The organism is Rahnella sp. BCC 1045, assembly GCF_019049615.1.
Lineage (GTDB): Bacteria > Pseudomonadota > Gammaproteobacteria > Enterobacterales > Enterobacteriaceae > Rahnella > Rahnella contaminans.
Genome location: NZ_JAFMOZ010000102.1, coordinates 13,733 through 39,239 on the forward strand (window position 1 = coordinate 13,733; position 25,507 = coordinate 39,239).

Sequence of the window (25,507 nt, forward strand, 5' to 3'; positions counted from 1 at the left end):
CCGACATTCATCCGGCCAGCCCCTCTCTCACTTCATTAAATGCCTAAGGCGTATTTCAGCGCTTTAGTTTTCAGTGCGCCTGCACGCTGTGCCGTCATCAGTGCCAGATTTCTCAATGCTTTGACGGGCGCCAGATCGTTACTGAACGCGGTATAGAACAAATCCATACCGCTTTGCATCAGCAGATTATCCAGGCGACGCTGACGCTGATAACGTATCAGCACGCTCTCGCTACTCCACGCTTCATCGTGGTCACGCGCTTTTTCCAGCACCGAAAGCAATGCTTCTACGTCGCGATAACCCAGATTCACGCCCTGCCCGGCCAGCGGATTGATCGTATGCGCTGCATCGCCCACCAGCGCCAGTCCCGGCAGGACATAACGCTGCGCATGGCGGCGAACCAGCGGGAACGCGCCCGCTGCTGTTGCATTGATTTTTCCAAGGCGCGGCGGAAAGGCCTGCATAATCTCCGCCGTCAGCTGTTTCATGTTCAGCGTTTTCAGATAACGGATGCGCTGCGGGCTGTCGTACCACACCAGTGATGCCTGATTGCCAAACAACGGCAGGAATGCGCGCGGGCCGGAAGGGAAAAACTGCTGCCAGGTGACATCCTGATCCGGCGTTTCGGTTTCAACGTTAATCAGCATACAGTGCTGGCGATATTCCCAACCATCAACGCCGATGCCCGCCAGCTGGCGTACCAGAGAATTCGCTCCGTCGGCGGCGACGACCAGTTTTGTACGCAGCAGTTCACCGGTGGTCAGCTGAAGTGACCAGGTTTTATCGTCATGTTGCAGAAGATGGCGCAGTTTCGCCGGGCAGAAGCGGGTCAGATTGGAGAAAGTATCAAACTGTTGCCAGAGCGCCAGCTGAAGCACGCGGTTTTCAACCATGAATCCCAGCTCCGGTAATCCGAGTGATTGCGCATCGAATTTGACGTCGGAACCGTCAACTTCCCAGGTTTCCAGGCGGCGATACGGCACCGAGCGCATTTTTTCAACAGCAGGCCACGCCTCTAATTTCTGCAAGAACCGCACCGAAGCGCAGCCAATCGCAGAAATTCGCAGGTCTGCTGCCGCTGATGCGTCAAATTCAGCCGGCTCTTCATTTTCGATCAATGCAACCTGAAGCCCCTGACGGGCCAGCCCGAGAGCTGCCGCAGCGCCTACCATCCCACCACCGACGATCACTGCATCAAATGACTTCTCTGAATTATTCATTTTATTCCAGCTTTCTATTTCAGTTCATTATGCGAAGTGTACCGGATTTTTGTGTCTGCATCAGGGCCTAAGCTGCTTTCCCGCACTGGTCAGCGCTAAGGTGAGGGTTTACAATACCGCCCCTGAACAACGCTATGCACTGCGGCACTGCCGATCTAACGTTCCCCGTACTGAGTACTGACACGCTGATGACTAAAAAACTGCACATAAAAACCTGGGGCTGCCAGATGAATGAATATGATTCATCCAAAATGGCCGATCTTCTCGATAGCACCCACGGTTACCAGCTGACGGATAACGCTGAAGAAGCAGACATTCTGCTGCTGAATACCTGTTCAATCCGGGAAAAAGCCCAGGAGAAAGTGTTCAGCCTGCTGGGACACTGGAAATTATTAAAAAAGAAAAACCCGGATATTATTATCGGCGTCGGCGGCTGTGTGGCATCTCAGGAAGGGGAATTGCTGCGTAAGCGTGCGCCCTGCGTTGATATCGTTTTTGGCCCGCAAACCCTGCATCGCCTGCCAGAAATGGTCAACCATGTTCGCGGCACCAAAAGCCCGGTCGTGGATATCAGCTTCCCGGAAATTGAGAAATTTGACCGTCTGCCGGAACCACGCGCGGATGGCCCGACCGCATTTGTCTCCATCATGGAAGGTTGCAACAAATATTGCAGCTTCTGCGTGGTGCCTTACACGCGCGGCGAAGAAGTCAGCCGCCCGTGTGATGACGTCCTGTTCGAAGTCGCTCAGCTTGCCGCTCAGGGCGTGCGTGAAGTTAACCTGCTGGGGCAAAACGTCAACGCCTACCGCGGCGATTCCTTTGACGGTGGCATCTGCACGTTTGCAGAATTACTGCGTCTGGTGGCGGCCATCGACGGTATTGACCGCATCCGCTTTACCACCAGCCATCCGGTAGAATTTACTGACGATATTATCGAGGTCTATAAAGACACGCCTGAAGTGGTCAGTTTCCTGCATCTGCCTATTCAGAGCGGTTCTGATCGCATTCTGACTATGATGAAGCGCCCTCACACGGTGCTGGAATACAAATCGACTATCCGTAAATTGCGGGCTGCGCGTCCGGATATCCATTTCAGTTCTGACTTCATCATCGGCTTCCCGGGCGAATCCAACGATGATTTCGAACGCACTATGGATTTAATTGCACAGGTCAATTACGACGTCAGCTTCAGTTTTATCTACTCTCCACGCCCGGGAACACCTGCGGCAGACATGGTCGATGACGTCAGCATGGACGAGAAGAAACAGCGTCTGGCGCTGTTACAGGACCGGATCACGCAACAGGTAATGCGGTTTAGCCGCGCCACGCTGGGCACCGTTCAGCGCATTCTGGTGGAAGGGACGTCCCGTAAAGACATTATGGAACTGACCGGACGCACAGAATGCAACCGTGTGGTCAATTTTGAAGGTACGCCTGACATGATTGGCAAATTCGTGGATGTCGAAATTGTCGATGTCTATGCCAACTCCCTGCGTGGCGTAGTCATCCGCACAGAAGAACAAATGGCGCTGCGTCTGCACGAGTCACCACAATCTGTTATTGCCCGCACACGCAAAGAAAATGAATTGGGCGTTGGGCTCTATCAGCCGTAAATCATTGAAGCGAAGAATGACAGAACCTACAGGGCGCTCCGGCGTCCTGTTTCTTTTGAGAATTCAGACGCAACACCGGCTTCCAGGGGTTAATTTTCCAGGAAAGGCCGCATATCCGGATGCAGGTTCATGTAACTGCCTGCAAGCCGCAGCATATTTTGCCAAGGGCATGTATTATTAACTCAGGTATGGTTGACGGCTGAAAGCAGTTTACGGCCGTATGTCTCACTGAACGTACCCTGAAGTATGCAGGGTAAACTGGTCCAGAGTGGCCCAAAGGATAAGTTTGAACGTTGTAACACAAGAGATTTTACTGGAGCCCGAAGACAATCAGCGTCTGCTGAGCCTGTGCGGGCCGTTTGATGACAATATCAAACAACTGGAACGCCGGTTGGGCGTTGAAATCAACCGTCGTGATAACGCATTTAAGCTTGTTGGAAAGAGCCTGCCGGTTGCGGCAGCCGCTGATATTCTGCGCGACTTATACGTAGACACCGCGCCGCTGCGTGGCGAGATTCAGGATATCGACCCTGAAAAAATCCATCTGGCGATTAAAGAAAGCCGCGTTCTTGAGCAAACGGCTGAAAGCGTGCCTGATTTTGGCAAAGCGGTCATCATCAAAACCAAGCGTGGCGTGATCAAACCGCGAACTAAGAATCAGGCGCAGTACGTTGCCAATATTCTGGATCACGACGTCACGTTTGGTATCGGCCCTGCCGGTACGGGTAAAACCTATCTGGCCGTTGCCGCTGCCGTTGATGCGCTGGAACGTCAGGAAGTACGCCGTATTCTGCTGACGCGCCCTGCCGTTGAAGCCGGTGAAAAGCTGGGCTTCCTGCCGGGTGACCTGAGTCAGAAGGTTGATCCGTATCTGCGCCCGCTGTATGACGCGCTGTTCGAAATGCTGGGCTTTGAGAAGGTTGAAAAACTGATTGAGCGCAACGTTATTGAAGTGGCTCCTCTGGCGTATATGCGCGGGCGTACGCTCAATGACGCCTTCATTATTCTCGATGAAAGCCAGAATACTTCCATTGAACAGATGAAGATGTTCCTGACCCGTATTGGTTTTAACTCCAAAGCGGTGATCACCGGTGACGTCACGCAAATCGACTTGCCGCGCCATCAGAAATCAGGCCTGCGCCACGCCATTGAAGTATTGTCTTCGGTTGAAGAACTGAGCTTTAACTTCTTCCACAGCGAGGACGTCGTTCGTCATCCTGTTGTCGCACGAATTGTTGTAGCTTACGAAGCGTGGGAAGAAGAAGACCAGAAACGTCGTGATGCGATTGCCGCAGAGCGTAAACATGAACATCAAAACAGCGCATCCCAGCAGGTTAGTCAATGAACACGGTAATCCTCGATCTACAAATTGCTTGTGAAGAAAACGCAGGCTTACCGTCTGAAAATGACTTTCAAAAATGGCTGGAGGCGGTTCTTCCGCAGTTTCAGGAAGAATCGGAAGTAACGATCCGTCTGGTCGATATTCCCGAAAGCCATGAACTGAATATGACGTATCGTGGCATGGATAAACCGACCAACGTGTTATCCTTCCCGTTCGAAGCTCCTCCGGGCATGGAAATGCCACTGCTCGGCGACCTGATTATTTGTCGTCAGGTGGTTGAGAAGGAAGCCAAAGAGCAGGAAAAAGAACTTTGGGCTCACTGGGCACATATGGTGATTCACGGCAGTTTGCATTTGCTGGGCTATGACCATATCGTTGACGAAGAAGCCGAAGAAATGGAATCAATTGAAACTGAAATCATGCTGGATCTGGGTTATCCGGATCCTTATATTTCAGAGAAAGAAGACGACTGAATTTATCAGTAAACTTGCGCAGCGCCTGCCCGGTGAAGGTTTTTCATCCGCAGGCGTTTCGCCTAATTTTCACTAACACGAGTAAAACAAACCAAACGCCATGAGCGATGACCATTCACAAAATAGTGACAGCCCCAGTCCCAAGAAGGGCTTCTTTTCCCTTATCCTTAACCAGCTCTTTCACGGTGAACCCAAAAACCGTGGCGATTTGGTTGAGCTGATCCGTGACTCAGAACAAAACGATCTGATCGACCCCGATACCCGTGACATGCTGGAAGGCGTGATGGATATCGCCGAGCAGCGCGTCCGGGACATCATGATCCCACGTTCTCAGATGATCACGCTAAAACGCAATCAGCCGCTGGAAGAGTGTCTCGATGTCATCATCGAATCCGCACACTCCCGCTTCCCGGTGATCAGCGAAGATAAGGATCACATTGAAGGCATCCTGATGGCCAAAGACTTGCTGCCGTTTATGCGCACAGAGTCCGAGCCATTCAGCATTGATAAAGTGCTGAGAACCGCCGTGGTGGTTCCCGAAAGCAAACGTGTTGACCGCATGCTGAAGGAGTTCCGCTCCCAGCGTTACCATATGGCGATTGTTGTCGATGAATTCGGCGGCGTATCAGGCCTGGTCACTATCGAAGATATTCTCGAACTGATTGTCGGCGAGATCGACGATGAGTATGACGAAGCAGAAGATCTGGATATCCGTCAACTTAGCCGCCATACCTACACCGTCCGCGCGCTGGCACCGATTGAAGATTTTAACGAAGTCTTCCAGACCCATTACAGTGACGACGAAGTCGATACGATTGGCGGTCTGGTGATGCAGTCCTTCGGCCATTTGCCTGCACGAGGCGAAAGCATTGAAATTGACGGTTACCTGTTCAAGGTTGCGATGGCCGACAGCCGCCGTATTATTCAGGTTCACGTAAAAATACCGGACGACGCGCCGCAACCGATACTGGAAGAATAATTACTCCATGGCAATTGCCTCTTTATACCAACGCCAGCGGGTTCGCGCCCTGCTGGCGCTCTTATTCGGTGCCTGTGGCACGCTCGCTTTTTCCCCCTATGATTTCTGGCCTGCAGCAATCGTCTCGCTCTGCGGTCTGCTGGCATTAACGCTGGATCGCCGTCCGGCGCAATCCGCGTGGATAGGTTTCTGCTGGGGATTTGGCCTGTTTGGAACAGGCGTCAACTGGGTTTACGTCAGTATCGCCACCTTTGGCGGCATGCCGGAAGCCATCAACCTGTTCCTGGTGATTTTGCTGGCGGCTTATTTGTCGCTGTACACCATGCTGTTTGCCGGTATTTTCAGCAAATTCTGGCCAAAAACCACCTGGTGGAAACTGGCAATTGCCGCGCCGGCGCTGTGGCAAGTTACTGAATTTCTTCGCGGTTGGGTGCTGACCGGCTTTCCGTGGCTTGAATTCGGTTACAGCCAGATCAATGGACCGCTGAAAGGCCTTGCGCCAATCACCGGTGTGAACGGCATTACGCTGTTACTGACTTCCCTGAGCGGTCTGCTGGTGTATGCCATTTACCAGCACCGGAAAGCCCCGTGTATTGTTGCGCTGGCAATGTTGCTGCTGCCATGGCCGCTGCGCTATATCCACTGGTATCAGGAACAGCCTGATAAAGCTGTTGATGTTGCACTGGTTCAGGGCAATATTCCGCAGTCCATGAAATGGGATCCGAAGGCGCTGGAAAGCGCGCTGCAAACGTACCTGGATCTCAGCCGTCCCTATCTTGGCAAATCCAGCATGATCATCTGGCCGGAATCCGCGATTTCAGATATTGAGTCCGATCAGCAGGGTTTCCTGAGCATGGTGGATAATATTTACCGTTCTCACGGGACTCAACTGGTCACCGGGATTATCGATGCGCGCCGCAACGAAGAAGGCATGAAGGTTTACAACAGCGCCATTGTGCTGGGCGGTGAACAAACTTATCGTTACCCGGACGACAACCGTTTCAATAAACACCATCTGGTACCCTTTGGTGAATTTGTTCCTCTGGAAAGGCTGCTACGCCCTCTCGCGCCGTTCTTCGATTTGCCAATGTCGGGCCTGACCAGCGGCGATTATGTGCAGAAACCGTTGTTTGTCAGCGGACTCAATCTGACCACTGCCATTTGTTATGAAGTGGTCTTCGGTGAGCAGGTGCGTGACAACCTGCAGCCGGACACCAATTTCCTGCTGACCATTTCCAACGATGCCTGGTTCGGCCACTCGATTGGCCCGTGGCAGCATTTCCAGATGGCGCGTATGCGTTCGCTGGAATTAGGCCGCCCGTTGCTGCGCAGCACCAACAACGGTATTACCGCCGTAGTGAATGCTCAGGGCGATGTGACCGCCCAAATTCCGCAGTTTACCCGTCAGGTTCTGAACGTGAAGGTCACGCCGACAACCGGTATGACGCCGTATGCGCGCGTTGGCTGGTGGCCGGTGTGGATAGTAACGCTCATCATGGCTGTCGCGGCACTGTGGCTGGGTCGTCGCAAAAACTGAATTTTCGTATTTTCTCTTTAAATCAGGCGTCTTCGGGCGCCTGAACTGTTTTGTCGCATCTTCTTTTTAGCCCCCGTAATCTTTCCCCCCTTTTACCTGCTGCCGTTTGTTATAAACCCGGCATTAAGCGCTGATTATCTGACCGCTGATGAAGTTAAATCAGGTTTTCTGGCATGACTCTTGCTACATCTAATTGAAAGATATCTGATTAGTTACTTTTTATGACGTCATGCATCATTTTGGAACAAAAAGGCTATTCCTCATGCACCTTCTAAGTGCATAGCCCGTTAATTGCTTTTAATTGGTGCGTGTCTCGTCTCAAAAAAGAAACAATGTGGTTTCATAAAATTCACATTCAGTTATTTTCTAGCTTCATATGACGAGGCATTAGCACTTTCTGATCCGTGATTTGGATCCCTAATGACAGCAAGGAGTTGGACATGCAATTGCGCAAATTGGCGTTATCCGTAGTGTTGGCAAGCGTTGCCGTAAGCAGCTTTGCTCACGCAGAAGAACTGACCGGCACCCTGAAAAAAATCAAAGACAATGGCGTTATCGTGGTAGGTCACCGCGAATCCTCAGTGCCATTCTCTTACTACAATAACGAACAGAAAGTCGTAGGTTATTCACAGGACTATTCCGACGCCATCGTTGACGCGGTTAAGAAAAAACTGAACCTGCCAAACCTGCAGGTCAAAATGATGCCAATCACCTCGCAGAACCGTATTCCGTTGCTGCAAAACGGCACCTATGATTTTGAGTGTGGTTCTACCACCAACAACCTCGAGCGCCAGCAGCAAGCCGCTTTCTCCGACACCATCTTCGTTATCGGCACCCGTCTGTTAGTGAAGAAAGGGTCGGAGATTAAAGACTTCGCTGATCTGAAAGGCAAAACCGTTGTGGTGACTTCCGGGACAACCTCTGAAGTGCTGCTTAATAAACTGAACGAAGAGAAAAAACTGGATCTGCGCATCATCAGCGCGAAAGACCACGGTGACTCGTTCCGTACTCTGGAAACCGGTCGTGCCGTTGCCTTCATGATGGATGATGCCCTGTTAGCCGGTGAACGTGCGAAAGCCAAAAAACCAGACAACTGGGAAATCATCGGAACTCCACAGTCCAAAGAAGCATATGGCTGCATGATGCGTAAAGATGATGCCGATTTCAAAAAACTGGTCGATGACACCATCGTGAAAGCACAGACTTCCGGTGAGGCGACTAAGTGGTTTGAAACCTGGTTCAAAAAACCGATTCCTCCGAAGAATCTGAACATGAACTTTGAACTGTCTGACGACATGAAAGCCCTGTTCAAAGCGCCAAACGATAAAGCACTGTAAGAAATACCAGACAGACGGGTATAACCAAGAGAAGTGTAATTAAAGAATAAGGCTGGACCACCAGCCTGTGATGATGCAGACCGGATGCGGGGTGGTCGTTCCCCACCCCGCATATCCTCCCAGTCATTTTTCACGCGGACCACGTCATCACTCAGATGGGTAGTTCATTACCCGGTTTACGGAGTTTTTATGTCAATAGATTGGAACTGGGGCATATTTTTGCAACAAGCCCCCTTTGGGAATACCACCTACCTGGGCTGGATTTGGAATGGATTTCAGGTCACTGTCGCACTGTCGGTTTGCGCCTGGATTATCGCGTTCTTCGTCGGTTCACTTTTCGGGATACTGCGTACCGTTCCCAACCGGATCCTTTCCGGTATCGGCACCTGTTACGTTGAACTCTTCCGTAACGTGCCACTCATTGTGCAATTCTTTATCTGGTATCTGGTTGTGCCTGAACTGCTGCCCGAAAATATCGGTATGTGGTTTAAATCAGAGCTGGCGCCAAATGTGCAATTCTTCTCCTCGTCAGTAATCTGTCTCGGTCTGTTCACCGCTGCCCGCGTATGCGAGCAGGTGCGTGCGGCCATTCAGTCACTGCCAAGCGGCCAGCGTAATGCCGGTCTGGCAATGGGCCTGACGCTGCCTCAGACCTATCGTTATGTTCTGTTGCCAAACGCGTACCGCGTGATCGTGCCACCGATGACATCCGAAATGGTTAACCTGGTGAAAAACTCGGCTATCGCCTCCACCATCGGTTTGGTCGATATGGCAGCGCAAGCCGGCAAGCTGCTTGATTACTCCGCACATGCGTATGAATCATTTACTGCGATTACCGTTGCCTACGTCCTTATCAATGCCATCATCATGTTCCTGATGCATTTTGTAGAACGTAAAGTCCGCCTGCCGGGCAACATGGGGGGTAAATAAGAATGCATGAATTTGACTGGAGTTCTATCGGTCCCGGCCTGCCGTACTTGTGGCAGGGCATGGTCGTCACCCTGAAAATCACCTCGCTGGCGATTGTTGTCGGTATCCTCTGGGGTACGCTGCTGGCGGTCATGCGTTTATCGTCTTTCAAACCGGTCAGCTGGTTTGCCTCGGCTTATGTCAACCTGTTCCGCGCCGTGCCGCTGGTGATGGTGTTGTTGTGGTTCTATCTGATTGTGCCCGGCTTCCTGCAAAAAGTGCTCGGTTTATCCCCTAAAACGGATATCCGCCTGATTTCTGCGATGGTGGCGTTCGCCTTGTTTGAAGCAGCCTACTATTCCGAAATCATTCGCGCAGGGATTATCAGTATTGCCCGCGGGCAATCTTCCGCCGCGCTGGCGCTGGGCATGACCCAATGGCAGTCCATGCAACTGGTGATTTTGCCGCAGGCGTTCCGCGCGATGGTGCCGTTGTTACTGACGCAGGCGATTGTCTTATTCCAGGATACCTCCCTGGTGTATGTTCTGGGCCTCGCCGACTTCTTCCGCAGCGCATCCAATATCGGCGACCGTGACGGTACGCTGGTAGAGATGGTGCTGTTTGCAGGACTTATTTACTTTGTTATCAGCCTTTGTGCTTCCTTGCTGGTGCGTTATTTGAAGAAAAGGACCGTTTCATGATTTCACTGAAGAATGTTTCTAAATGGTACGGGCACTTTCAGGTGCTGACCGGGTGCAGCACCGAAGTTAAAAAAGGTGAAGTTGTGGTGGTTTGCGGGCCTTCAGGCTCAGGTAAATCGACGCTGATCAAAACCGTTAACGGACTGGAGCCGATTCAGAAAGGTGAGATCCTGGTTAACGGCACGCCGGTCAATGACAAAAAAACCAATCTGGCTCAGTTGCGCGCGAAAGTTGGCATGGTGTTCCAGCATTTTGAGCTGTTCCCGCATTTGTCGATCATCGATAACCTGACGCTTGCTCAGGTAAAAGTGCTGAAACGCGATAAAGCAGCTTCGAAAGAAAAAGGCCTGAAACTGCTGGATCGCGTGGGCTTATCTGCTCACGCCAACAAATTCCCCGGTCAGCTTTCCGGCGGGCAACAGCAGCGTGTCGCTATCGCCCGCGCATTATGTATGGATCCTATTGCCATGCTGTTTGATGAACCGACCTCAGCGCTTGATCCGGAAATGATCAACGAAGTGCTGGACGTAATGGTTGAGCTGGCAAACGAAGGCATGACAATGATGGTGGTCACCCACGAAATGGGCTTTGCACGTAAAGTGGCGAACCGCGTGATTTTCATGGATGAAGGTAAAATTGTTGAAGACCGTAATAAAGACGACTTCTTCAATAATCCGGAATCTGATCGTGCCCGCGATTTCCTGGCGAAAATTCTGCACTAAAACCTGAATTGTCTGCTTCCGGATCAGACCGGAAGCAGACAATTAAACATCACGGTTCAAACGGGCGACGGCTGAATTCGGTATTTCCACATTTAGGACATCGGCTCAGAATCTCTGGCGTGTATACCGCCAGATGGAAATGACAGTTTTCACAGACCAGATTCCCGAGTCCCACCACTTCCCCGCTGTGATAAATGCCGTGATGGCTGACGTCTTTAAACACTTCTTTCCATTCAAGCTGCGTTTTGTCGGTCATATCGGCCAGTTCTTTCCACAGGCTTTCTTTAATCACACGCAAAAATACGCTGTCAGTTCCGTCGTCTTCTGCCACCGCGCGCTGACTCTCGCCGTAACTGCGCGCGAACTCATGCAGATCGCGCCTGACGGCGGAGGTTAACTGTTCAATCTGAATTTCTGACAACTTGCCTTCATTTTGCAGACGGACACGGGCATCCTGCACCAGTGCGCTGATATCACGTTCGCCATTTTTTAACCGCTCAGTCAGCGAAGACACTAACTGGCGGTAAGATTGCGTAATATTGCTCATAACTTCCTCTCCTTGAACTGACATGACCGTTTGCCCGGCGGGAGCGTATTGTCTTTATTTTAGACGTAAATCCCTGATACGGCGCGCAGATTATCCCGGGCTGACTCGCAGATTATGAATAATGCGTCAGAAGAAGGCAGAAATCCCTGTTAGCCCTTCAGCGGGTGTTGTTGCACCCTCCGCTTATCGGCTATGCTATGCGGATCTTTTGATTAAAACTTTTTGAGCTACAGGCGTAGCTGTTTTCACTCACAGGACCACCGGCCGCCATGCAAGAGCAATACCGTCCAGAAGACATTGAGTCACACGTTCAGCTTCACTGGCAAGAGAAGCAAACCTTCAAAGTTACCGAACAGCCTGGTAAGGAGAAATATTATTGTCTCTCCATGTTGCCTTATCCGTCAGGTCGCCTCCACATGGGACACGTGCGCAACTACACCATTGGTGACGTGATTTCCCGTTATCAGCGTATGCTCGGCAAAAACGTTCTGCAGCCAATTGGCTGGGATGCTTTCGGCCTGCCTGCTGAAGGTGCTGCGGTAAAAAACAACACTGCGCCTGCGCCGTGGACTTACGAAAACATCGAATATATGAAGAACCAGCTGAAACTGCTGGGCTTCGGCTATGACTGGGATCGCGAAATCGCGACCTGCAAACCGGATTACTACCGTTGGGAACAATGGTTCTTCACCAAGCTGTACGAAAAAGGCATGGTTTATAAGAAGACTTCCGCAGTGAACTGGTGCCCGCATGATCTGACCGTTCTGGCGAACGAACAGGTTATCGACGGCTGCTGCTGGCGTTGTGATACCAAAGTAGAACGCAAAGAAATTCCACAATGGTTCATCAAAATCACCGATTACGCCGATCAGCTGCTTAACGATCTGGATACGCTGGAAAGCTGGCCTGAGCAGGTCAAAACCATGCAGCGTAACTGGATTGGCCGTTCCGAAGGCGTGGAAATCACTTTTGACGTGGCAGACAGCGACGAAAAAGTAACGGTGTACACTACCCGCCCTGACACCTTTATGGGTGCGACCTATGTGGCTGTCGCCGCAGGTCATCCGCTGGCGCAGCTGGGTGCGCAAAATAATCCTGCACTGAACGATTTCATCGACGAATGCCGTAACACCAAAGTTGCCGAAGCAGAAATGGCAACGATGGAGAAAAAAGGCATGGCAACCGGTCTGTTTGCTGTTCATCCGCTGTCTGGTGAAAAACTGCCAATCTGGGTCGCTAACTTCGTTCTGATGGAATACGGTACCGGCGCGGTCATGGCCGTTCCAGGTCACGACCAGCGTGACTGGGAATTCGCCACTAAATATAACCTGCAGATCAAACCGGTTATCCTGAACGTTGATGGCAGCCATCCTGAAGTCACCGCAGAAGCGATGACCGAGAAAGGTACGCTGTTTAATTCCGGCGAATTCGATGGTCTGAATCACGAAGAAGGCTTCAACGCTATTGCCGACAAACTGGTTGCTCAGGGTGTTGGTCAGCGAAAAGTTAACTACCGTCTGCGTGACTGGGGTGTTTCCCGTCAGCGTTACTGGGGTGCGCCAATCCCGATGATCACACTGGAAGACGGTACCGTTATTCCTACGCCAGAAGATCAACTGCCGGTTATCCTGCCGGAAGACGTCGTGATGGATGGGATCACCAGCCCGATCAAAGCCGATCCTGAGTGGGCGAAAACCACTGTGAATGGCATTCCTGGTCTGCGTGAAACCGACACCTTCGATACCTTCATGGAATCTTCCTGGTATTACGCGCGTTATACCTGCCCGCAATATGACGAAGGTATGCTGGATCCGGCTGCGGCCAATTACTGGCTGCCGGTTGATCAGTATGTCGGTGGTATCGAACACGCCATCATGCACCTGATGTATTTCCGCTTCTTCCACAAACTGATGCGTGACGCAGGTCTGGTTGATTCCGACGAACCGGCAAAACGCCTGCTGTGTCAGGGTATGGTGCTGGCTGACGCCTTCTACCACACCGGCAGCAACGGCGAACGTATCTGGGTTTCCCCGACAGATGCCACGGTTGAGCGTGACGAAAAAGGCCGTATTACTAAAGCGACCGATCCGCAAGGTCGCGAGCTGGTTTACGCCGGCATGAGCAAGATGTCCAAGTCCAAAAACAACGGCATCGACCCGCAGGTGATGGTAGACAAATACGGCGCAGACACCGTGCGTCTGTTTATGATGTTCGCTTCTCCGGCAGAAATGACGCTGGAATGGCAGGAATCTGGCGTTGAAGGCGCAAACCGCTTCCTGAAGCGCGTCTGGAAACTGGCCTACGAACATTCAGAAAAAGGCCTGACCGTTGCCCTTGATGCGGCTTCCCTGAACGAAGCGCAAAAAGATCTGCGTCGTGACCTGCATAAAACTATCGCCAAAGTCACCGACGATATTGGCCGTCGTCAGACCTTCAACACCGCAATCGCCGCGGTGATGGAGCTGATGAACAAGCTGGGCCGCGCACCTCAGGAAACTGAACAGGATCGCGCACTGCTGCAGGAAGCTCTGCTGGCCGTTGTCCGCATGCTTTATCCGTTTACTCCGCACGTTTGCTTCAGCCTCTGGCAGGCGCTGAACGGTGAAGGTGATGTGGATACCGCGCCGTGGCCAAAGGCTGATGAACAGGCCATGGTGGAAGATTCCAAACTGGTCGTTGTGCAGGTGAATGGTAAAGTACGTGCTAAAATCACCGTAGCCGCTGATGCTACCGAGCAACAAGTGCGCGAGCGTGCGGCAGAAGAACATTTGGTCGCAAAATATCTGGATGGGGTTACGGTCCGTAAAGTAATCTACGTCCCGGGCAAACTGCTTAACCTGGTTGTAGGTTGAGTCAAGGAGGATCTGTGCGACATCCTATAATGACGCTGCTGCTGGCCGCAGCAGTGCTGGTGACAGCAGGCTGTGGTTTCCACTTACGTGGAAAAACCAACGTTCCGGACGAGCTGAGAACCATCGTTCTGGACAGTGGTGACCCGTACGGTCCGTTGACGCGTGATATCCGATCTCAGTTGCGTCTGAGCAACGTGACCATCGTTGATGATCCAACCAAAGAACAGCGTAAGGGCATTCCTTCGCTGCGCATTGGTGCTGAATCGACGGGCAGAAGTACTGCGTCAATCTTCCAGGACGGTAAAACGGCTGAGTACCAGATGCAACTGGACGTCAATGCAACGGTCCTGATGCCGGGCAAAGACTTGTATCCGATCCATGTGAGAGTGTTCCGTTCCTTCTTTGACAACCCGTTAACCGCGCTGGCGAAAGATAACGAGCAGGACATTATTTTGGAAGAGATGCGCCAGCAGGCGGCTCAGCAGCTGATTCGTAAGTTACTGGCGGTTCATGCGTCAGAACTGCGCAAAGCCGATGAAGTGAATGGTCAGGTAGAAGTGATTTCAACCCGGTCATCTGCCAGCAAGTCGTATGATACCTCTGAAGTATCGACCCCGGCTCCGGCCAGCACTTCCGCAAAATGATCCGAATTTACCCGGAACAACTTGCCGCGCAGCTCCGTGAGGGGCTGCGCGCCTGTTATCTGCTATGTGGTAACGATCCTCTGCTTTTGCAGGAGAGTCAGGACAGTATCCGTAAAACGGCTCAGCTTTCTGATTTTCAGGAACACTACACTTTTGCCCTCGACACCCACACCGAATGGGAGTCAATTTTCAGTATCTGTCAGGCGCTGAGCCTGTTCGCCAGCCGTCAGACCCTGATGCTGATCCTGCCTGATAATGGCCCGACTGCGCCGATGGCAGAACAATTACTCAAGCTGACTACCCTTTTGCATGACGACATCTTACTGTTGCTGCGCGGAACCAAACTGACCAAAGCGCAGGAAAACAGCGCATGGTTTAAAGCGCTGAGTGATAAAGGCGTGTTTGTCAGCTGTCAGACGCCGGAACAGGCGCAGCTTCCCCGCTGGGTCACCCGCCGCGCTCAGGCGTTATCGCTTGAACTGGATGAACCGGCAAACCAGCTTTTATGTTATTGCTATGAAGGCAATCTGCTGGCGTTAGCTCAGTCCCTCGAGCGGCTTTCCCTGCTTTATCCTGACGGAAAACTCACGCTGCCACGCGTTGAAACGGCCGTCAACGACGCCGCGCACTTTACGCCCTATCACTGGCTCGACGCACTGCTGGCAGGTAAAAGCAAACGTGCCTGGCACATCTTGCGTCAGCTACAGCAGGAAGACAGCGAACCGGTTATTTTGCTGCGAACCGTGCAACGCGAACTTCTGATGCTGCTTAACCTGAAGCGTAAAATGGATTCGACGCCATTGCGCACGCTCTTTGATCAGCAAAAGGTCTGGCAAAACCGCCGGACACTGGTGACGCAGGCATTACAACGTTTATCACTCGAACATCTGACGCAGGCTGTCCGTTTGCTGACTCAAATGGAAATCACCCTGAAACAGGATTATGGTCAGTCTGTCTGGTCAGAACTGGAAAGCCTCTCCATGTTATTGTGTGGAAAACCCCTGCCTGTTGATTACGTGGGTTCGGGTTCGTATTGAAGCAGGACACAAGTATGTCACTCACCACCTCACATTCTTCCTCACGCCCGGCACCCTTACTGGCTTTCTTCGGCGGAACCTTCGACCCGATTCATTACGGGCACCTGAAGCCCGTGACCAACCTGGCCGGACAGGCCGGATTTGATCAGGTCATTTTGTTGCCTAACAACGTGCCGCCTCATCGCCCGCAACCGGAAGCCAGCTCGCAACAGCGTCTGTACATGGTTGAACTGGCCGTTGCGGGTAACCCGTTGTTTTCCGTGGACTCACGTGAGCTGAATGTCGATACGCCGTCCTACACCATTGAGACACTTGCAACGTTACGTAAAGAACATGGCGATGATTGCCCGCTGGCGTTTATCATTGGCCAGGATTCATTGCTGACCTTGCACAAGTGGCACCGCTGGGAATCGCTGCTCGATTTTTGTCATCTGGTGGTGATGGCGCGTCCGGGATATCAGGAACAGCTCGATACGCCGGCGCTCCAGCGCTGGTACGACGCACACCGGGTGGTCGATGCGGAGAAACTCAAACAGAAACCCGCCGGATTCATTTATCAGGCCAATACACCGCTGATAGATATTTCAGCAACGGAAATCCGTGAACGGCGTCATGCGGGGCTTGATTGCTCAGATTTGCTGCCATCTGCCGTTGAGCGCTATATAGAATCACAGGGCTTGTACCGCGAGTAGCTAACGCGTGGTATACTGCGCCGCTTAATTTCGGCTCTCGATAACGCTGCGTGATTAACCAATACAATGTATTGATTGTTAAACGTTTTCAGTTGTTTTCCTGATAACCGCTATGTGTATCCATCATGAGACAGGCCTTTGCTTCGGTGATTCACCGGCGGCTGTCTTGTGAGGTCAATTGTTTCAAACATCCCCAGGGGGAACCTTTGCAAGGTAAAGCGCTCCAAGATTTTGTTGTCGATAAAGTCGACGACCTGAAAGCACAAGACATCATTGCCATTGATGTTAAAGGTAAATCCAGTATTACTGATTGCATGATTATTTGTACCGGTACATCCAGCCGCCATGTAGTGGCTATCGCCGGACATCTGGTTGAAGAAGTGAAAGCGGCCGGTATGGACGCGATGGGCGTGAAAGGCATCAACGAAGCCGACTGGGTTGTTGTCGATCTGGGCGAAGTCATCGTTCACGTCATGCAGGAAGAAAGCCGTCAGCTTTATGAGCTCGAGAAACTCTGGGGTTAATGCGTGAAACTGCAACTTGTCGCCGTCGGCACAAAAATGCCTGACTGGGTACAAACCGGTTTTAACGATTACCTGCACCGTTTTCCGAAAGATATGCCGTTTGAACTGACTGAAGTTCCGGCAGGGAAACGCGGTAAGAACGCTGATATCAAACGCATTCTTGAAAAAGAAGGCGAACAGATGCTGGCTGCTGTCGGTAAAGGTAATCGCATTGTGACCCTGGATATTCCGGGCACACCGTGGGAAACCCCGCAACTGGCACAACAACTGGAACGCTGGAAACAGGACGGACGAAATGTCAGCCTGTTAATCGGCGGCCCGGAAGGGTTGGCACCGGCCTGTAAAGCCGCAGCGGAACAGAGCTGGTCGCTCTCTCCGTTGACACTTCCTCACCCGCTGGTTCGGGTTCTGGTCGCGGAAAGCCTTTACCGCGCCTGGAGTATTACCACTAATCATCCATACCACCGCGAATAACGGGTGGTGAATGTCAGCAACATGAATTAAGTAGTGGGATGAAAATAGATCGTAACCCTTTTCGCGACTATACGGCTGAATCAGCCCTCTTTGTGCGCCGTGCACTGGTGGCGTTCATCGGCATTCTGCTACTTAGTGGTATCCTGGCTTTCAATTTGTATAACCTGCAGATTGTCCGTTTTCAGGATTATCAGACCCGTTCCAATGATAACCGTATCAAGCTGGTGCCGATTGCGCCAAGCCGCGGCATTATCTATGACCGCAACGGAACCCCGCTGGCGTTAAACCGCACTATTTATCAGCTCGAACTTGTGCCCGAAAAAGTCGATGATCTTCAGGCCACGCTCGAAGGGCTGAAACCTATCGTCGATTTAACCCCGGACGATATCGAGAACTTCAAAAAAGAGCGCCAGCGTTCGCGACGCTTTACGTCTATCGCAGTGAAAACGGCACTGACCGAAGTTCAGGTCGCGCGTTTCTCCGTGAACCAGTTCCATTTCCCCGGCGTTGAAGTCAAAGGCTATCAGCGCCGCTATTACCCATATGGCTCAGCCCTCACGCATGTTATCGGCTACGTTTCGAAAATTAACGATCGTGACGTTGAGCGTCTGGATAAAGACGGCATTCTGGCAAACTACGCCGCAACGCACGATATTGGCAAACTCGGCATAGAACGCTTTTACGAAGACACGCTTCACGGCAAAACCGGCTATGAAGAAGTGGAAGTTAACAACCGTGGCCGCGTGATCCGTCAGTTGCATGAGGAGCCGCCTCAGGCCGGGAAAGATATTTATCTGACCATCGACCTGCCGCTTCAACAATATATTGAAGTCCTGCTGACCGGCAGCCGCGCCGCCGTGGTGGTCACTGATCCGCGTGATGGTGCAATTCGCGCGCTGGTGTCTAACCCAAGCTATGATCCGAATTTGTTCGTCGACGGGATTTCCAGCAAAGACTACAGTTCGTTGTTAAACGATCCGAACAAACCACTGATCAACCGTACCACGCAAGGCGTTTACCCGCCGGCGTCAACCGTGAAACCGTATATTTCCGTGTCAGCGCTGACGACCGGTGTGATCAACAAAAACACCTCTCTGTTTGACCCCGGCTGGTGGCAGTTACCCGGCTCAGACAAGCGCTATCGTGACTGGAAACACTGGGGTCATGGCCGCCTGAATGTGACCAAAGCCCTTGAGGAATCCGCGGATACCTTCTTCTATCAGGTTGCGTACGACATGGGGATTGACCGTCTTTCTGAATGGATGGGGAAATTCGGCTATGGTCAGTACAGCGGTATCGACTTATCCGAAGAGCGCAGCGGCAATATGCCAAACCGCGACTGGAAATTTAAACGCTTTAAAAAACCGTGGTATCAGGGTGACACTATTCCTGTCGGTATAGGCCAGGGTTACTGGACCGCAACGCCGGTGCAAATCATGAAAGCAATGACCACGCTGATTAATGACGGCAATGTCAAAACGCCGCACCTGTTGCTGAGCACGAAAGTGGATGGCAAGCAGGTGCCGTATCAGCAGCAGGAAACCACGCAGATTGGCGATATCCATTCCGGCTATTGGGAAATTGCGAAAGACGGGATGTATGGTGTTGCCAACCGTCCGAACGGCACGGCCCGTAAATATTTCGCCGATGCGCCTTACAAAGCGGCCGCAAAATCCGGGACAGCACAAGTTTACGGTTTGAAAGCCAATGAAATCTATAATGCGCATAAGATTGCTGAACATCTGCGTGACCACAAACTGATGACCTCTTTCGCGCCGTATGACAAACCAACCGTCGCCGTTGCTGTAGTGCTGGAAAACGGTGGTGCAGGCCCGGCGGTAGGGACAATTTCGCGGCAGATACTCGACCATATTTTACTGGGCGATAACACGACACAACTGCCGGCTGACGCACCCGCGCCACCGGGAACTGAAGGTGATTAACCGGCAATGACTGAGAACCAACAAAAAAGATCATTGTGGTCGAAAATGCACATCGACCTGACCATGTTGCTGATCATACTTGCGCTGCTGACGTACAGTGCGTTCGTGATGTGGAGCGCCAGCGGTCAGGACATGGGCATGATGGAACGTAAAATCGGCCAGATCCTGATGGGTCTGGTGATTATGCTGGTGATGGCACAAATCCCCCCGCGCGTTTATGAAAGCTGGGCACCTTATCTCTATATATTCTGCGTTTTTCTGCTGGTGCTGGTCGATGCGTTTGGCAGTATCAGTAAAGGCGCGCAACGCTGGCTGGATTTAGGGATTATCAAATTTCAGCCGTCAGAGCTGGCGAAAATAGCCGTTCCGCTGATGGTCGCCCGCTTTATCAACCGCGACGTTTGCCCGCCGTCGTTGAAAAATACGGCGATTGCGCTGGCGCTGATTTTCATCCCTACCCTGCTGGTTGCTGCGCAGCCTGATCTGGGGACGTCAATTCTGATTGCCGCATCCGGCCTGTTTGTCCTGTTCCTGTCGGGCATGAGCTGGAAACTGATTGCGGTCGCCGCCATTCTGGTCGCCGCCTTTATTCCAATATTGTGGTTCTTCCTGATGCACGATTATCAGCGAGACCGCGTCATGATGCTGCTTGATCCGGAGAGCGATCCGCTCGGGGCGGGCTATCATATTATTCAGTCGAAGATTGCGATTGGCTCCGGCGGTCTCTCCGGCAAAGGCTGGTTGCACGGAACGCAATCACAGCTGGAATTTTTGCCAGAGCGTCATACCGACTTTATCTTTGCCGTACTGGCCGAAGAACTGGGCCTTATCGGCGTGCTGGTTCTGCTCGGGCTTTACCTGTGCCTTATCATGCGCGGGCTGGTGATCGCGGCCAATGCACAGACCACATTTGGGCGCGTAATGTCCGGTGGTTTGATGTTGATTCTGTTCGTTTATGTGTTTGTTAACATCGGTATGGTCAGTGGTATTGTCCCGGTAGTTGGGGTACCTTTGCCTCTGGTCAGCTATGGCGGGTCGGCACTCATCGTGCTAATGGCAGGGTTTGGTATCGTCATGTCGATACATACTCATCGAAAAATGTTGTCAAAAAATTTATAGAGGTGAGCAATGCGTAAGGAGTGGCTTGGAGCTGTCATTATCGGTTTGCTGTTAAGTGGCTGCGCCACTGATGATACTCAGCAACAACAACCGGCACCGCAACAAGCCTACAACGGCCCTGTGGTGGAAATCGGCGGGGCTGATCCGCGTTACGAACCTTATAATCAGGGCACGATGCAGGATTATACCGTCAACGGTAAAACCTATAAAATCGTCAAAGATCCGTCAAACTTCTCACAAGTCGGTCAGGCAGCCTGGTACGGTCAGGAAAACGGCGGCAATACCACGGCAATTGGTGAAGAATTCGACCCGACAGCCATGACGGCGGCGCATCCTACCCTGCCAATTCCAAGCTATGTGCGCGTTACCAATATGGCAACCGGACGTATGCTGGTGGTGCGTGTAAATGACCGCGGCCCGTATGTTCCGGGCAAAATTATTGATTTGTCTCAGGCTGCGGCAGATCGTCTGAACCTGACTAACAGCACCAAAGTCCGCGTTGATTTCATTAACGTTGCGCCGGACGGTACGATGTCTGGCCCGGGCACCATCGGTACCACTGTGGCCAAGCAATCCTATGCCCTGCCATCGCGCCCGAGCCTGGGTGCCAGCAGCATGGGAACGCCGACGCTATCCTCAGAACCGGTGAACACTTCTGATGTGCGCCCGATCAGCAACAGTACGCTGAGCAACCCGAACGCAGCACCGCTGACCAATGACGAAGACAGCAGCAACGCAAATGTGCCTGCTGCTACCACAATGTCCGGCAACAGCGGCGGTGGGGGTTTTCTGAGTGCGCCAACGCCATTGCGCGCGGGCGTACTTGAAGGCAGCGAACCTGTCGCGCCGGTGGTAACAGCCAGCGCAGCACCGGTTATCGCGGCCTCTGCCGCGCCGGTTGCCGCCGCACCAGCGCATACTACTGCCATTCCGAGTTCTGGTTATATGGTACAGGTCGGTGCGCTGAGTAATCCTCAGAACGCACAGTTATGGCAGAAAAGCCTGAGCCAGCGCTTCAACGTTCCGGGCAAAGTGCAGGCCAATGGCAGTACTTACCGCGTTCAGCTTGGGCCCTTCAGCACGCGCCAGCAGGCGGTTCAACTGCAACAGCGGCTCGCCAGCGAAGCCCAACAGCAATCTTTTGTCACTGCCAGCATGTAATACCCCTCCGGGGCTCAGGCCCCGGACTTATAAGTCCCTTTTCTTATAAGTAAAAGTCAGTAAGCGCCGGTAATCGAAGATGTCTGACTTATGACTCTTCTGCTATAGTGGCGCACGTTTATCACTTACCTCCACGGATGTTGTTGTCCCGATCATGAAACTTGTAAACACTTCACGTTTAGTCAAAAGCCTCGCATTTGGCACCGTTATCACTTTCAGTGCAGCGTCCGCCTATGCCGACGATGTTAATTTAAAAACAATGATCCCTGGCGTTCCGCAAATTGATGCAGAAGCCTACGTCCTGATCGACTACAACTCCGGCAAAGTTCTGGCGGAAATGAATGCTGATGCGCGCCGTGACCCCGCCAGCCTGACCAAAATGATGACCAGCTATGTCATCGGTCAGTCCATCAAAGCCGGCAAAATCTCTCCGACCGACATCGTCACCGTGGGGCCGGACGCCTGGGCAACCGGTAACCCGGTGTTCAAAGGTTCTTCCCTGATGTTCCTCAAACCCGGCGATCGCGTGCCAGTTTCTGAACTCAACCGCGGCATTATTCTGCAATCAGGCAACGATGCCTGTGTGGCAATGGCCGATCACGTCGCCGGAAGTCAGGATGCGTTCGTTGCCATCATGAACAACTACGTGAACGCGCTGGGCCTGAAAAACACCCATTTCGGTACCGTCCATGGTCTGGATGCCGCCGGTCAGTACAGTTCTGCTCGCGACATGGCGTTGATTGGTCAGGCGCTGATCCGCGATGTACCGGAAGAGTACGCAACCTATAAAGAAAAAGAATTCACCTTCAACAATATCCGCCAGATGAACCGTAACGGCTTGCTGTGGGATAACAGCCTGAACGTTGACGGCATCAAAACCGGCCATACCGATTCCGCGGGTTATAACCTGGTGGCATCCGCAACAGAAGGCCAGATGCGTCTGATTTCTGCTGTCATGGGCGGGCATACTTATAAAGGCCGTGAAGTTGAAAGTAAAAAACTGCTGACCTGGGGCTTCCGTTTCTTCGAAACTGTATCTCCGTTGAAAGCAGGTAAAGAATTCGCCTCTGAGCCAGTCTGGTTTGGTGATACCGATCGCGTTGCGCTGGGCGTTGAGAAAGATGCTTATCTGACCATCCCGCGTGGCCGCATGAAAGATTTGAAAGCCAGCTATGTGCTGAACACACCTGAACTGCACGCGCCATTGCAGAAAAATCAGGTCGTGGGTTCAATCAATTTCCAGCTTGATGGTAAAACCATTGATGAACGTCCGCTGGTCGTGATGAACGAAGTGAAAGAAGGCGGTTTCTTCGGCCGCATCGTCGATTATATCAAGCTGATGTTCCACCACTGGTTTGGCTAAGTTGTCCGCTTGAAAAAGTTTGCAACAATCCCCATATAATCGGTATAGATTATGGCTCCCGCTTCGGCGGGAGTTATACTTTCAGAGATAATACTTAATACGCTGGAGTGCACATGAAAACCAAACTGAACGAACTGCTCGAATTCCCTTGCTCCTTTACCTACAAAGTAATGGGCCTGGCACAACCCGAGCTGGTGGACCAGGTTGTGGAAGTCGTGCAACGCCATGCGCCTGGCGACTACAATCCTCAGGTAAAACCGAGCAGTAAAGGGAATTACCACTCCGTTTCAATTACGATCACCGCCACCCACATCGATCAGGTCGAAACCCTGTATTCTGAGTTGGGTAATATCGAAATTGTCCGCATGGTGCTGTAAGCCCTTTCTGACCGACCCGCGCGAGAGAAATTCTGTCGCGCGTTTCCCTCCTCCTACTGACGATAACTGCCGTGCAATCACATAATCCGCAAGAACGTATCGTACTGCGCCAGCTTGGCCTTCAGCCGTATGAGCCTGTCTCTCTGGCCATGCACCATTTCACTGAGCACCGGAACGCCGACTCGCTGGACGAAATCTGGCTGGTTCAGCATCCGCGCGTCTTCACTCAGGGTCAGGCAGGAAAGGCAGAGCATGTTTTAATGCCCGGCGATATTCCGGTGATCCAAAGCGATCGCGGCGGTCAGGTCACCTATCACGGACCGGGCCAGCAGGTGATGTATGTGATGGTCGATTTGAAACGGAAAAAACTGGGCGTCCGTCAGTTAGTCACGGCTATCGAACAAACCGTAGTGGATACGCTGGCGCACTTTTCTATCGATGCCTACCCGCGTGCCGATGCGCCCGGCGTTTATGTCGATGGCAAAAAGATTTGTTCCCTCGGCCTGCGCATTCGAAAAGGATGTTCATTGCACGGTCTGGCATTGAATATTGATATGGATCTCGAGCCGTTTCACCGGATTAATCCGTGCGGGTATGCAGGTCTGGAAATGACGCAGGCCAGCCTGGAAAAACCGGGACTGACCGTTGACCAGGTTATGCCGGTTCTGGTGAAATCCTTTAATCATCGTCTTGATTATCAGCAAGTTGATTATCTGCCCTGGCAAATTGAGCAGTACGCGACTTCGCCGCTCTGATTCCTGTGCTTTACCATCAGACTTATCAACGTGTTAGCAGTTTTACTTCGCATTCTGGTTTACTATCACCCGCTGAACTTCTTAGCATTTTATCGCTTACGGATAAGCATACTTCCCGGCTAATAACCGGGACAGTCCTTCACACTGCCGGGAAATATTTATGGATGATAACGATATTAGTGCCAGCCTGAATAAGCTTCATAACCTTGATCTCAATTTGCTCACCGTTTTCGAAGCGGTATATCTGCATAAAGGCATTGTTCACGCCGCTAAAGCGCTGAACCTGACGCCGTCTTCAGTCAGCCAGTCCATTCAGAAATTACGCAATACCTTTCCCGATCCGCTGTTTATCCGTAACGGACAAGGTATCAGCCCGACGGCGTATGCCATTAATTTGCATCAGCACATCAGTCAGGGTTTGAGCTCGATTCTCACCGGTCTGGACTTTACGCACGATAACGACAAATCCCGCGTACTGACCATCAGTTGTTACCCGTATGTCGCACTACAAACGTTTCCGCTCATCCTCAAAGAGCTGATGAAAATCAACAGCAACTACACGCTGAAACACCTGCCGCTCAGCGATCCGGAAGATACGCTGATCCAACATCGTGCGGATCTAGTGATTGATACCAGCCCGCTGTTTAACAAGTCACTGAAAGGCATCCGGCTGATGTCAGATACCGCGGTATTTGTGTGCAGAAAGAATCACCCGACGCTGGATAAAACCATTACGCTCCAACAGGCTCTGGCCATGCCGCAGACCACCGTGGTGACAAACGCCAGCGATCTCAAGCGTATACAATTTGAAATCAGCGGTTTCCTGCCAGATCGCCCTATAGTGTTTACCAGTTATAACGCAATAAACTCTCTCTCGATGGTTTCCAACACCGATTTGCTGGGGATATTGCCGAGAAAAATGGTCGAACTGCTGCAAAAAAGTTTTCCGGTCAATATCCTCGAATCGGATATTCCAGCGGTGTCATTTGATATCATCATGTATTACAACAAAACGGCAAAAAGCGATAAAACGCTGAGCATGATTATTGATGCGATCAAACTGGCTTTCTCACAGGATGAATCGCTGACGTCTTCCGGCTGAATTTTCGGAATCGGCGAAAATATTTACACACCATTAACACCAGAAGAAGATAACGAGAGTCTCACTTAAAAAATCATATATATC

Annotated in this window: 24 protein-coding genes; 22 read left to right on the forward strand and 2 right to left on the reverse strand. The window is 51.8% G+C overall.

What is annotated here, in order from left to right:
- Nucleotides 1-35: 35 nt before the first annotated feature.
- Nucleotides 36-1,220 carry a 3-demethoxyubiquinol 3-hydroxylase gene (gene ubiF / locus J1782_RS04770; RefSeq protein WP_217152545.1) on the reverse strand — a complete coding sequence of 395 codons (1,185 nt, stop codon included), beginning with the start codon at nt 1,218-1,220 and terminating at the stop codon, nt 36-38.
- A 188-nt stretch (nt 1,221-1,408) separates the two neighbouring features.
- Between ubiF and miaB the strand changes: the two genes are divergently transcribed.
- The 9 genes from miaB to J1782_RS04815 all read left to right on the forward strand — a co-directional run bounded on the left by miaB (nt 1,409) and on the right by J1782_RS04815 (nt 10,833).
- Entirely contained in the window at nt 1,409-2,833 is a 1,425-nt protein-coding gene (gene miaB, locus J1782_RS04775) for a tRNA (N6-isopentenyl adenosine(37)-C2)-methylthiotransferase MiaB (RefSeq protein WP_152326449.1), read from the forward strand.
- A 268-nt stretch (nt 2,834-3,101) separates the two neighbouring features.
- Nucleotides 3,102-4,178, forward strand: a complete 1,077-nt coding sequence (locus J1782_RS04780) for a PhoH family protein (RefSeq protein ID WP_152326448.1) — start codon at nt 3,102-3,104, stop codon at nt 4,176-4,178.
- Nucleotides 4,175-4,648 carry an rRNA maturation RNase YbeY gene (ybeY, locus tag J1782_RS04785; protein WP_152326447.1) on the forward strand — a complete coding sequence of 158 codons (474 nt, stop codon included), beginning with the start codon at nt 4,175-4,177 and terminating at the stop codon, nt 4,646-4,648. Before J1782_RS04780 ends, ybeY begins: the two co-directional genes overlap by 4 nt.
- A 100-nt stretch (nt 4,649-4,748) precedes the next feature.
- Complete coding sequence (gene corC / locus J1782_RS04790; protein ID WP_101075684.1) at nt 4,749-5,627, forward strand: CNNM family magnesium/cobalt transport protein CorC; 879 nt, start codon at nt 4,749-4,751, stop codon at nt 5,625-5,627.
- 7 nt (nt 5,628-5,634) lie between these two features.
- Nucleotides 5,635-7,164: an apolipoprotein N-acyltransferase gene (gene lnt, locus J1782_RS04795; RefSeq protein WP_217152546.1), complete on the forward strand. Its 1,530-nt coding sequence runs from the start codon at nt 5,635-5,637 to the stop codon at nt 7,162-7,164.
- Between the two features lie 440 nt (nt 7,165-7,604).
- Nucleotides 7,605-8,501: an amino acid ABC transporter substrate-binding protein gene (locus J1782_RS04800; RefSeq protein WP_165059420.1), complete on the forward strand. Its 897-nt coding sequence runs from the start codon at nt 7,605-7,607 to the stop codon at nt 8,499-8,501.
- A 189-nt stretch (nt 8,502-8,690) separates the two neighbouring features.
- On the forward strand, nt 8,691-9,431 hold the full coding sequence (locus J1782_RS04805) for an amino acid ABC transporter permease (RefSeq protein ID WP_152326444.1): 741 nt from the start codon (nt 8,691-8,693) through the stop codon (nt 9,429-9,431).
- 2 nt (nt 9,432-9,433) lie between these two features.
- Nucleotides 9,434-10,111 (forward strand): glutamate/aspartate ABC transporter permease GltK, encoded by a 678-nt coding sequence (gene gltK / locus J1782_RS04810; protein WP_152326443.1) that lies wholly within the window; start codon nt 9,434-9,436, stop codon nt 10,109-10,111.
- Nucleotides 10,108-10,833, forward strand: a complete 726-nt coding sequence (locus tag J1782_RS04815; protein WP_152326442.1) for an amino acid ABC transporter ATP-binding protein — start codon at nt 10,108-10,110, stop codon at nt 10,831-10,833. Before gltK ends, J1782_RS04815 begins: the two co-directional genes overlap by 4 nt.
- Nucleotides 10,834-10,882: 49 nt before the next feature.
- Here the strand turns inward: J1782_RS04815 and J1782_RS04820 are convergent, their stop codons facing one another.
- Nucleotides 10,883-11,380 (reverse strand): zinc ribbon-containing protein, encoded by a 498-nt coding sequence (locus tag J1782_RS04820; protein ID WP_152326441.1) that lies wholly within the window; start codon nt 11,378-11,380, stop codon nt 10,883-10,885.
- A 269-nt stretch (nt 11,381-11,649) separates the two neighbouring features.
- Between J1782_RS04820 and leuS the strand changes: the two genes are divergently transcribed.
- The 13 genes from leuS (at nt 11,650) to J1782_RS04885 (ending at nt 25,423) form a co-directional block, all read left to right on the forward strand.
- Nucleotides 11,650-14,232 carry a leucine--tRNA ligase gene (gene leuS / locus J1782_RS04825; RefSeq protein ID WP_152326440.1) on the forward strand — a complete coding sequence of 861 codons (2,583 nt, stop codon included), beginning with the start codon at nt 11,650-11,652 and terminating at the stop codon, nt 14,230-14,232.
- Nucleotides 14,233-14,246: 14 nt separating this feature from the next.
- On the forward strand, nt 14,247-14,876 hold the full coding sequence (lptE, locus tag J1782_RS04830) for an LPS assembly lipoprotein LptE (RefSeq protein WP_152326439.1): 630 nt from the start codon (nt 14,247-14,249) through the stop codon (nt 14,874-14,876).
- Nucleotides 14,873-15,913 carry a DNA polymerase III subunit delta gene (gene holA, locus J1782_RS04835; protein WP_152326438.1) on the forward strand — a complete coding sequence of 347 codons (1,041 nt, stop codon included), beginning with the start codon at nt 14,873-14,875 and terminating at the stop codon, nt 15,911-15,913. Before lptE ends, holA begins: the two co-directional genes overlap by 4 nt.
- Before the next feature lie 14 nt (nt 15,914-15,927).
- The gene (nadD, locus tag J1782_RS04840) at nt 15,928-16,605 is read left to right on the forward strand and encodes a nicotinate-nucleotide adenylyltransferase (protein ID WP_152326437.1); all 678 of its coding nucleotides are present in this window, start codon (nt 15,928-15,930) and stop codon (nt 16,603-16,605) included.
- Nucleotides 16,606-16,811: 206 nt separating this feature from the next.
- Entirely contained in the window at nt 16,812-17,129 is a 318-nt protein-coding gene (rsfS, locus tag J1782_RS04845; RefSeq protein WP_152326436.1) for a ribosome silencing factor, read from the forward strand.
- Nucleotides 17,130-17,132: 3 nt separating this feature from the next.
- On the forward strand, nt 17,133-17,603 hold the full coding sequence (rlmH, locus tag J1782_RS04850; RefSeq protein WP_013576495.1) for a 23S rRNA (pseudouridine(1915)-N(3))-methyltransferase RlmH: 471 nt from the start codon (nt 17,133-17,135) through the stop codon (nt 17,601-17,603).
- Between the two features lie 38 nt (nt 17,604-17,641).
- Nucleotides 17,642-19,546, forward strand: coding sequence for a peptidoglycan DD-transpeptidase MrdA (gene mrdA / locus J1782_RS04855; protein ID WP_152326435.1), 1,905 nt, complete (start codon nt 17,642-17,644; stop codon nt 19,544-19,546).
- Between the two features lie 6 nt (nt 19,547-19,552).
- On the forward strand, nt 19,553-20,665 hold the full coding sequence (mrdB, locus tag J1782_RS04860; protein ID WP_112287630.1) for a peptidoglycan glycosyltransferase MrdB: 1,113 nt from the start codon (nt 19,553-19,555) through the stop codon (nt 20,663-20,665).
- Nucleotides 20,666-20,674: 9 nt separating this feature from the next.
- Nucleotides 20,675-21,826, forward strand: a complete 1,152-nt coding sequence (gene rlpA, locus J1782_RS04865) for an endolytic peptidoglycan transglycosylase RlpA (protein ID WP_152326434.1) — start codon at nt 20,675-20,677, stop codon at nt 21,824-21,826.
- Nucleotides 21,827-21,980: 154 nt separating this feature from the next.
- Complete coding sequence (gene dacA, locus J1782_RS04870) at nt 21,981-23,189, forward strand: D-alanyl-D-alanine carboxypeptidase DacA (RefSeq protein WP_101075658.1); 1,209 nt, start codon at nt 21,981-21,983, stop codon at nt 23,187-23,189.
- A gap of 113 nt (nt 23,190-23,302) precedes the next feature.
- Nucleotides 23,303-23,566 (forward strand): DUF493 family protein YbeD, encoded by a 264-nt coding sequence (ybeD, locus tag J1782_RS04875; RefSeq protein WP_101075657.1) that lies wholly within the window; start codon nt 23,303-23,305, stop codon nt 23,564-23,566.
- Nucleotides 23,567-23,637: 71 nt separating this feature from the next.
- Nucleotides 23,638-24,321 carry a lipoyl(octanoyl) transferase LipB gene (gene lipB, locus J1782_RS04880; protein WP_152326433.1) on the forward strand — a complete coding sequence of 228 codons (684 nt, stop codon included), beginning with the start codon at nt 23,638-23,640 and terminating at the stop codon, nt 24,319-24,321.
- Between the two features lie 160 nt (nt 24,322-24,481).
- A complete protein-coding gene (locus tag J1782_RS04885; protein WP_217152547.1) occupies nt 24,482-25,423 on the forward strand; it encodes a YbeF family transcriptional regulator in 942 nt (313 codons plus the stop codon).
- Nucleotides 25,424-25,507 lie beyond the last annotated feature (84 nt).